The 226-nt window shown below is 70.8% G+C and carries 1 pseudogene; it reads right to left on the reverse strand.

Annotated elements, in window-relative coordinates:
* Window positions 1–226: pseudogene (locus AC5P09_RS52350) on the reverse strand (hypothetical protein); the annotation flags it as partial.

Genomic DNA, 226 nt, shown 5'->3' on the forward strand with positions numbered 1-226 from the left:
TCGATGGGCGGCTCGGTCTTGGTCGGCGGCTCGATGGGCGGCTCGGTCTTGGTCGGCGGCTCGATGGGCGGCTCGGTGGGCGTGTCGCCGTAGCCTCCCGTGTCCGAGTCGTCGCCGTAGCCGCTGTCGTCGCCGTAGCCGCTGTCGCTGTCGTCGCCGTAACCAACATCGTTGCTGGTCGTGGACGGCGACGCCGGGGACTCCGCCTCCATCAGCGTGTCGCCGT

This window comes from Streptomyces sp. a15 (assembly GCF_059026085.1).